Raw genomic sequence first — 9,201 nt, 5'->3', positions numbered from 1 at the left:
TTCCCCTAGCACTAAGGTATATGTATACTTGAGCGCAATTGTAACTAGGATAAGGGTGTGTCTCTTACCTTGTGGTGTTACTGCCATATAGCAAATCATTATCTTAGCTACAAATAATATACTGATGGTCGAGCATTTTAGTGGTTACAAATTCTAAAATAGCTAAAGCAAAAAATTATAAGGCCATTACAACAATTCTTAAAGTTAGGAAGTAAATATGAGTTCAGCTCCAGATAGTGGTTGGTGTGGCCACCCTAAAGGACTTTCGACATTGTTCTTCACTGAAATGTGGGAACGAATGAGTTATTACGGTATGCGAGCTATGCTCGTATTATTCATGACAGCAAGCTTACAAGAAGAAGGCCTTGCCTTTACTGTTGCCTCAGCTGCTGCAATTTATGGTTTGTATACGGGCGCAGTATACTTTTTAGGCTTACCTGGTGGTTGGCTAGCTGATAGATTGTTTGGCGGTCAAAAAGCAGTATGGTATGGCGGTATAATCATTATGATTGGTCATATTATTTTGGCTATTCCACATGATTATTCTTTCTTCATTGGCTTAATATTTGTAGCAACAGGTACTGGTTTGCTAAAACCAAATATCAGTGCAATGGTAGGCCAACTATACAGTGATACAGATGAGCGTCGTGATGGCGGTTACGCTCTTTATTACATGGGTATTAACATGGGTTCTTTAATCGGTTACTACGTATGTGGTTACTTTATGGAGAACGTAGGCTGGCACTGGGCGTTTGGTGCGGCAGCTGTCGGTATGGCCATTGGTTTAGTTCAGTACAAACTCACACTTAATAACTTACCAGAGCACAGCGCTTTACCTGCTAATCCACTTGGTCCTAAAGGTACTTCACGTGCATGGATTGGTATTGCTGCATTTGTAATTGCAGCTGCTGCAGTTACTACGGCTGCAATGACCGGCGCAATTGTAATCAATCCAACAGTGGTTGCAGGTTACACAGCGATTGTATTTACTATTATCTTTTTTGTTTATTTTGGTGTTATTTACTTTACAGGTAAATTAACCGATGCCGAAAAACAAAGAATGTGGGCACTATTTTTAGTCTGTATTGCTTCTGCATGTTTTTGGTCTGGCTTTGAACAAGCCGGTTCTTCATTAAACCTATTTGCCCGTGATTACACCGACCGATTTATTGGTACGTTTGAAATCCCTACAACGTGGTTTCAATCATTAAACTCACTGTTTATTATTGCTTTATCGCCATTTTTTGCAGCACTTTGGATTAACTTATCTAAAAGCTTAGTGTCACCTAGCTACAGCGTTAAATGTGCAATTGGCTTAATTATCATGGCATCTGGCTTTTTAGTTATGTTTATGGCGGCTCATTACGCAGCTGAAGGTTTAAAAGTAGCGCCTTACTGGCTTGTTACTACGTACTTTTTACATACAGTGGGTGAGCTTTGTTTAAGCCCTGTAGCGTTAAGTGCTGTAAGTAAGTTATCGCCTAGACGTTACACAGGTCAAATGATGGGTGTATTTGTATTAACTTACTCGATTGGTAATATTATTGCGGGTTTACTTGCTGGTAATTTCGATCCGAATAATGTTTCTGAAATTCCTAACTTATACTTACAAATTGCATTATTTAGCATTGGTGTTGGTGCTGTCTTAGTACTAATGACCTTTAAAGCTAAAGTATGGGAAAAACAAGGGTTAGAAGAGAAAGTCTCTTAATTGTTGTTTATTTTAATATAACAACATAACCTAAACATTCCTCCATAGCCTCTATGGGGGAATTTTTTTATTCAACTTTGCCCTGCCCCCGTTAACTGATATTATGTCCTGATTGATTATTCAATAGACCCAGGGACAGCAGTATATGCATTCATTAACATTATTACGTGCCACTCTAATAGCATTTCTCCTTATTTTTTTATCTGCCTGTGGTGGAGCCGAAGATCAAGTTACAGTAAATCCAAATGATCCTGTAGAACCTGAGCCTAGTGGCTTAATTATTACCAATGCTAATGGCTTACAAACGTCATTAGATGAAGGTAACTTTACTATCAATGCCCCTGGGGAAATAGTGGCTAACGATACTGAAATAACCTACGAAAAATTAGTCCTTGATGAGAATAATCAAGCTAAAAATATCATTTCAGATATACATACGCTTACCCCGAATACACTCCAACTTTCTAGCTCAATGACAATCACTATAAAAATACCTGACGACTATGTATTAGGCGGCCAATTAACTATTGCGCGTTTGAGCGGCGATTCTTGGTCAAGTATTACTAATTCAACGGTATCGCAAGGCTTTGTTAGCGCACAAGTAGACCAACTAGGTAGCTATGCAATAGAAATGCAACGTACTGTCGCGTTTTCTGATATTGGCCCAACCTGTGATGCAAATGCAACAGAGCAATCTGTAAGGTTTGTGCACGTTGCCGACATGCATTCTCGCTTTGGGTATCAGGAACAATATTTTAGCCGCATTAAAGCTTATTATAAAAAAGCGCTAAGCGAATCACCCCATACATTATTTACCGATGGTGGCGATGATTACGAAAAAGGGACCGTTGCAGAGCAAATATCACAAGGCTTAGCCTCTGATGAAACCGTAAAGCTAATGGCTTTTGATTTACGTGTTTTAGGGAATCATGACTATGCATGGGGTCCTGAAAAGCTGCTTGAGTTTTCACAAGACGATAATGCCATTGTACTCGCCAGTAATACCCGATTTGAGGGAGAACAAAATAAGAGTTTTGGCGGTGTGGACTTTGCTAAAGTACAGGTTGGCTGCATAACATTGGGTGTGTTTGGGATGACGTCAGTACCATGGGATGAACTTGACGAGCCAATTGAAGATGACCCTATTCCTGACTTTATAAAACAATTTAAAATGAGTTGGAAATGGCAACAAATCGCACAAAGTATTGTAAGCCAATACAGCGGTGATGTTGATTACATGATAATGCTAAGCCACTTAGGTAAAGGAACTGACGTTGAGATAGCAACCAATGTGCCCGGTATAGACTTAGTGCTTGGTGGGCATACTCATGGTGGTGAAGACTTTATAGAGCTTGAAAATAATGCTTTAGTCATTCAACCAGAATTTTATGCTCGCGGAGTCACCGATTTAAATTTAGTATTTAATACTGCAGATAAAGCACTAAGTCGTTACGATTATCAACATGTAGATACGCGAACATCTATAGAACCTGACGAAGAAACCAAGCTAGCTATCGATGAAGTAATGGGCCGATATGCACCCGATGCTGATACAGAAATTGCCATTTCAGAAAACTACCCAAGTAGTTTTGAAGTTGCAGAAATAGCAGCACTTGCAACTAAACATTCAAGCTCAATCAACGCAGCGCTGCTTAACCCTGAACTTGTACAAAAAAGATGGACGCCAGGGACTGTTACACAAGAAGATTTTCACAAAGCATTTTATGTTGAAAGACAGCCTTCAAACACACCTGGCTTTAATTCACTGTATCAAGTAACCGTTACAGGCACTGATTTAAACACAATGATCGCCAGCCAACCCGATTGGTTTGTGTTAAAGCCAGAAGATATTCAAGTAACGACAAATTATAATGTCGCTTTATTTAAAGGTGCGGCACTTAACCCAGATTTATTTTTTAGCAGTGTTACTTTTAATGATGTAAAGCCAATTGCCGAAGCATGGTGGCTACTTGATCAATACGCGCGCTTTAGAACAACTCAATGTCTTCACCTTGATACAGACACACAGCTTAATGCTTGCCAAGATGTTGCAAATATAACAACTTGGAACTTTGACGATCCAACAAACCCACTAATTCCAGACTCAGGTCCATCTGTTTTAAGCTACTTTGACCCAGAAAATGACGGTTGGGGCCCAGAAGATACACGCTATGAGACAACCACTGATCTTAATATTGCCGATTTAACTGATGGTCCTTCTGGTGTAATGGCTTTTACTCGTCACTCTCCAACAGAAGGCCTATTAATTACGTTAAACACTGCTGCAAATGGTGATTTTAAAGATGACGGGTTAGTGTCTGACTACACAATAGTTATGGATATAAACTGGCCATTGGAAACAAACGACATTTACCGCGCAATAATCCAAGCAGATACCGAAAACTACGATACAGATGACGCAGATATATTTGCAAGCCCAGACGGTGGGTACGGTGAAGCAACCAGCAATAGTGGATACTTTGGCGATACTAAACCAGGTAACTGGCATCGTATTGCCTTTGTATTTTATGCCGCACCAACAAATGGCGTATTTGAAATATACGTAGATGGTGAACTCGAAGGTGTTAAAGAAGAAGGTGAGATAAACCGTCGATGGGCACTTGATAAAACAATCCTGTTATTTACAGATAACAACTACGAAACCCGACCTGGTTACTTAAATGCATTACTCTATGCTGGTCGTGCTATGACTCGCGGTGAAATTAAAAGTATGGGCGGCGCACAACAAAAGTTGTCCTTTGAGCAACCGACGCGAGTGTTAAATCAAACGATTGAACGTCACTATCAAGCTGCGCCAGCGATAAAAACAAACCAATGGATTGAACAACGTAACAAGTTCTTTGGTAGCAACTCTAAAAGTGTAAATAATTAAATACAACTAAGCTTTTGCTTGTTCATTCTAAAAGGAGGCTTCACGCAGGTGAACCCTCCTTTTTGTTATTTAAAAACAACATATTAAGAATAAAAAACACTATTCAATCCTATGCCATATAACTTCATTTTATTTAACTGTATTACAAACACGTAACTTTATAATAACCGTCCTATAAAATTTACACATGCACTACATACTAAATAGTGCCCCCCTCTTCCCCAAATCAAAAATCTGGTTGATTATCTACGGCAATATGACAACAACACATAATCGCAGTGCTTAATTGCGGGAGTAATAATAATGAGTGAAGTAAATAACTATTTAGGTTTAGTCGGTATTGAATTTACCGAGTACGCAACACCTGATGCTGATTATATGGATAAAGTATTTACTGATTTTGGCTTCTCTAAGCTTAAAAAATTCAAAGGTAAAGACATTGTTTATTACAACCAAAACGATATTCATTTTTTACTGAATAACGAGCGTGAAGGTTTTTCTGCAGAATTTTCTAAAAGCCATGGTCCTGCTATTTGTTCAATGGGTTGGCGTGTTGAGAATGCGCAAAAAGCATTTGAAACTGCAGTAGAGCGTGGTGCAAAACCAGCCACTGATTCAACACATAAAAACATGCCTTACCCTGCAATTTATGGCATTGGCGACAGCCTAATTTACTTTATTGAAAATTTTGGCGACAAAGGCACTATTTACGAAAGTGATTTTGAAGATTTAGAAACGCAAAATGTTGTAGAAGATAAAGGCTTTATCCGAATCGATCATTTAACCAATAACGTTTATAAAGGCACCATGGAAAAATGGGCTAACTTTTATAAAGACGTATTTGGTTTTACTGAAGTACGCTACTTTGACATTAAAGGTCAAAAAACAGCGCTTATTTCGTATGCACTAAAATCACCTTGTGGCACCTTCTCTATTCCAATAAACGAAGGTAAAGGTAACGATAACAACCAAATTGATGAATACCTTGGTGAGTACAACGGCCCAGGCGTTCAACATTTAGCGTTTTTAACAGATGACCTAGTAAGTTCTCTTGATAAGCTTGATAAATCAACAATTGCAACGTTGGATATTATCCCAGAGTACTACGATACTATTTTTGACCGAGTACCTTGGGTTGCTGAAGATAAAGAAAAAATTCGTAAGCACCAGATACTCGTAGATAGCCAAAGTGAAAATTGTTATTTATTACAAATTTTCTCTAAAAACTTATTTGGTCCAATCTTTATAGAAATGATCCAACGCGTTGATGATGGTGGCTTTGGTGAAGGTAACTTCCAAGCATTATTTGAATCAATCGAACGCGACCAAGAGCGTCGCGGCGTTTTATAAAATATTTGAGTAAATTAAAAGCAGCGAACTTCGCTGCTTTTTGTCGTTTTAATATTTAAAAAGTATGGCGCCAAGTACAAGTATGATTAAATAAACTATACCTTGTCGCCATACAGTAAAATCCAAAGGAAATGTAATGAGCCTAATTAACGAAACCCACGATATTAATTTAACCAGCTGGGTAGAGTCAGCTAATGTTGATAATTGCGACTTCCCTATTCAAAACTTACCGTTTGCAGAATTTCGCCGTAAAGGGTCTGATGAGGCCTTTCGTGGTGGTGTTGCAATTGGTGACCAAGTAATTGATTTAGCAAAACTGAGTAAATTAAATGTTTTAACAGGTGACGCTAAAACAGCCGCTGATGTAGCAAGTGAAGCAACTCTAAATACATTTATGGGTTTAGGGGGGCAGTATTGGTCAGCACTGCGTTTAGCGCTTTCAAAAGCACTACGAGCAGGCTCTGAGCACCAACAAGCGCTTAGCGATACGCTTGTTGTACAATCTGACATAGAGTTTTCTTTGCCTTGTCGTATCGGTGATTACACTGACTTTTACACTTCTATTTATCATGCTACAGCTGTGGGTAGTTTATTTCGTCCTGACAACCCATTATTACCTAACTATAAATGGGTACCTATTGGTTATCATGGTCGTTCTTCATCTATTGACGTATCGGGTCAAACATTTCATCGCCCTAAAGGCCAAACTAAGGCGCCTGATGCAGAAGTGCCGTCATTCGGTCCTTGTAAACGCCTTGATTACGAACTAGAACTGGGTATTTACTTAGGTAAAGGCAATGCACTGGGCGATGCAATCGCGATTGAAAATGCAGAAAACCACGTATTTGGTTTTTGTGTGTTTAACGATTGGTCAGCTCGCGATTTACAAGCTTGGGAATATCAACCGCTTGGTCCTTTTTTAGCTAAAAACTTTGCCTCAACTGTATCGCCTTGGATTGTTACAACCGAAGCGCTAGCGCCTTATAGAACAAGCTGGACGCGTGATGAAAACGATCCACAGCCTATGGACTATTTAGAGTCAAAAGCGAATCGCGACCAAGGTGCTTTTGATATTCAAATGGATGTTAAAATCCAAACGCAAAAAATGCGTAGCGAAGGCCATAACCCAACGCGTGTATCAACATCTAGCTTTAAGCACTCTTACTGGACTGTGGCACAAATGGTTACTCACCACACAGTAAATGGCTGTAACTTTATGCCAGGTGACATGTTAGGTTCGGGCACTCAGTCTGGTCCAACGCACGAAGAAGCGGGTTCTTTACTTGAACTATCTCGTGGCGGTAAAGAAAAAATTACGCTAAGCAATGGCGAACAACGTAGCTTTTTAGAAGATGGCGATAACGTTATTATGCGCGGCTGGTGTGAAAAAGAAGGCTATGCACGCATAGGTTTTGGCTCTGTAGAGAGCACAGTACTGCCTACAAAGTAATACGAGTATTAAAAAAATTATTAAAAGGGCTGCTTACTAAAAGCAGCCCTTTTTTATTAATTTTTGAACAGTTACAATTTTTTTCTAGCTTTTTTAACTCAAATTGCTATCTTAATTCGGTTAATAGCCAGTGTTTATATGCCATGTCAGTATTTATAAAGTCTTTTTATCATAAATTTTTCCCAGCTCGTCAGCTACTTATTCGCCAAAATGGCGAAGTTAAGCATGTTGTTTTAGCCTCTTGGTTTCAACTCCTTGTAGCATCGCTTATTTTAGCCACTTTTATTTGGCTGAGTATTTCTAGCTTTCGTGTTTATACACAAACAAATAAAATCTCTGACATAAAACAAAATCAAATAACCGAGCAAACGCTGTGGCAACAAAAAGTCAGTGAGCAACAAGCCCTGCAAGCAACGCAGTTAGAGCAACTTGCAATACTTGAGCAAAAACAGGCGCTACTGCAAAGCATGATAGAGTCCCTTCCTGCTTCAATTAGCAAAGATGTTATTAAGCTTGATACAGAACTTGATGTACCTATTAATGAAAATGGCAATGAGTTTCATGAGCCATTAGTCGATGAAAATCAAAAAGGTAAACAAGCGCAGTTAATAGCTCCAATTCCATTCGCAACAAGAATTGCCAATTTGAATAATCATTATGAACAAAGCTTTAACTTTTTAGATAACCAAATTAGCGAACGTCACCAAGCTATTTTAGCTATGGTCAAAAGCGCAGGAATTGAGTCAGCGCTTGAGCAACACTTAATATTAAGTGCCCAAACAACCGCACAAGGTGGCCCACTTGATACATTTAACGAAACAAAAATTCCAAGCCACTTTTTAGCCATCGTTGATAAGTTATTAGCATTAAATAATTTAGAAAACTTTTTAACTGAGCTACCAAACACCCTGCCTTTAGCTAAAGCTAAATACTATATTTCGAGTAATTTTGGCCTTAGAAAAGATCCTATGAATAGTAATCATGCCTTTCATAAAGGAATTGATTTAGCCGGTTGGCATAAAACCGAGATATTTGCCCCAGCAGACGCTGTAGTGCTTCGTGCCGGTCGCAATGGTGGTTATGGTAACTTTATTGAGCTTGAACATAAAAATGGCTTAGTGACTCGATTTGGACACTTAAATAAAATTAAAGTAAAAAAAGGTCAGTTAATCACTAAACATGACGTAATTGGTTTAATGGGCAGCACAGGCAGAAGTACAGGTACTCATTTACACTACGAAGTATTACTTAACGGTAAACAAGTCAATCCTCTAAAAATAACAAAGGCGCTTTCTCGTGTTTGGTAGAAAAAAACAAAAAACAGTTAGCTCTAATTTAAAAAGAGTAAATCACACACCGTCTATTATTTCTGAAGACGTACGCCTTACAGGCACTTTAGTTAGCCAAGGTGAAGTACAGCTTGATGGCCGTATTGATGGCGATATAAAAGTGGAGCATTTAGTTATTGGCTCAACGGGTGTTGTTGAAGGTATTGTTGAAGCTAAAAGCGTTATTGTTAAAGGCAAAGTTATTGGCTCAATTAATGCTAGTGAAGTAAAGGTACAAAGTGGTGCTCATGTTCATGGCGATGTGTTTCACGATACATTGAGTATTGATGCAGGTGCAGTAATTGAAGGCAGTTTAAAGCAACGCTTTGAAAAAGAAGAGCCTGAACTAATTTCGAAAGAGCTTAAACCCGCAAAAGAAGTTAAAGCATTGTTGAAGGAAGATGGCAGCGACTTATCGTTTGTAAATAAACAAGCCGCTGATAAAAACTAAGTAGAATCAGCTTAACGT

Annotated in this window: 6 protein-coding genes; all 6 read left to right on the top strand. The window is 38.7% G+C overall.

The genetic code is table 11. The features are described from left to right. The first annotated feature begins 217 nt into the window (after positions 1-217). The 6 genes from P20429_RS15110 (at position 218) to P20429_RS15135 (ending at position 9,183) form a co-directional block, all read left to right on the top strand. A complete protein-coding gene (locus P20429_RS15110) occupies positions 218-1,711 on the top strand; it encodes a peptide MFS transporter (protein ID WP_007581335.1) in 1,494 nt (497 codons plus the stop codon). A 145-nt stretch (positions 1,712-1,856) separates the two neighbouring features. Beyond that, positions 1,857-4,604 carry a metallophosphoesterase gene (locus tag P20429_RS15115; RefSeq protein WP_007581333.1) on the top strand — a complete coding sequence of 916 codons (2,748 nt, stop codon included), beginning with the start codon at positions 1,857-1,859 and terminating at the stop codon, positions 4,602-4,604. A 303-nt stretch (positions 4,605-4,907) separates the two neighbouring features. Continuing rightward, positions 4,908-5,954 (top strand): 4-hydroxyphenylpyruvate dioxygenase, encoded by a 1,047-nt coding sequence (gene hppD, locus P20429_RS15120; protein ID WP_007581330.1) that lies wholly within the window; start codon positions 4,908-4,910, stop codon positions 5,952-5,954. Positions 5,955-6,090: 136 nt separating this feature from the next. After that, positions 6,091-7,404 (top strand): fumarylacetoacetase, encoded by a 1,314-nt coding sequence (gene fahA, locus P20429_RS15125; RefSeq protein ID WP_007581328.1) that lies wholly within the window; start codon positions 6,091-6,093, stop codon positions 7,402-7,404. 143 nt (positions 7,405-7,547) lie between these two features. Next, positions 7,548-8,711, top strand: a complete 1,164-nt coding sequence (locus P20429_RS15130) for a M23 family metallopeptidase (protein WP_007581326.1) — start codon at positions 7,548-7,550, stop codon at positions 8,709-8,711. Then, positions 8,701-9,183 carry a polymer-forming cytoskeletal protein gene (locus tag P20429_RS15135; protein WP_007581324.1) on the top strand — a complete coding sequence of 161 codons (483 nt, stop codon included), beginning with the start codon at positions 8,701-8,703 and terminating at the stop codon, positions 9,181-9,183. The genes P20429_RS15130 and P20429_RS15135 overlap by 11 nt, the downstream gene beginning before the upstream one ends. Positions 9,184-9,201 lie beyond the last annotated feature (18 nt).

This window comes from Pseudoalteromonas sp. BSi20429 (genome assembly GCF_000238895.1).
Taxonomy (GTDB): Bacteria; Pseudomonadota; Gammaproteobacteria; order Enterobacterales; family Alteromonadaceae; genus Pseudoalteromonas; species Pseudoalteromonas arctica.
Note: the sequence above shows the minus strand (reverse complement) of the source record. Positions and strands in the feature narration are given on the sequence as shown.

What these genes read in the sequence shown, in the direction of transcription:
- P20429_RS15130 (WP_007581326.1), top strand. Translation starts at nt 7,548, where the DNA reads ATGTCAGTATTTATAAAGTCTTTTTATCATAAATTTTTCCCAGCTCGT.
- P20429_RS15110 (WP_007581335.1), top strand. Translation starts at nt 218, where the DNA reads ATGAGTTCAGCTCCAGATAGTGGTTGGTGTGGCCACCCTAAAGGACTT.
- P20429_RS15115 (WP_007581333.1), top strand. Translation starts at nt 1,857, where the DNA reads ATGCATTCATTAACATTATTACGTGCCACTCTAATAGCATTTCTCCTT.
- fahA (WP_007581328.1), top strand. Translation starts at nt 6,091, where the DNA reads ATGAGCCTAATTAACGAAACCCACGATATTAATTTAACCAGCTGGGTA.
- hppD (WP_007581330.1), top strand. Translation starts at nt 4,908, where the DNA reads ATGAGTGAAGTAAATAACTATTTAGGTTTAGTCGGTATTGAATTTACC.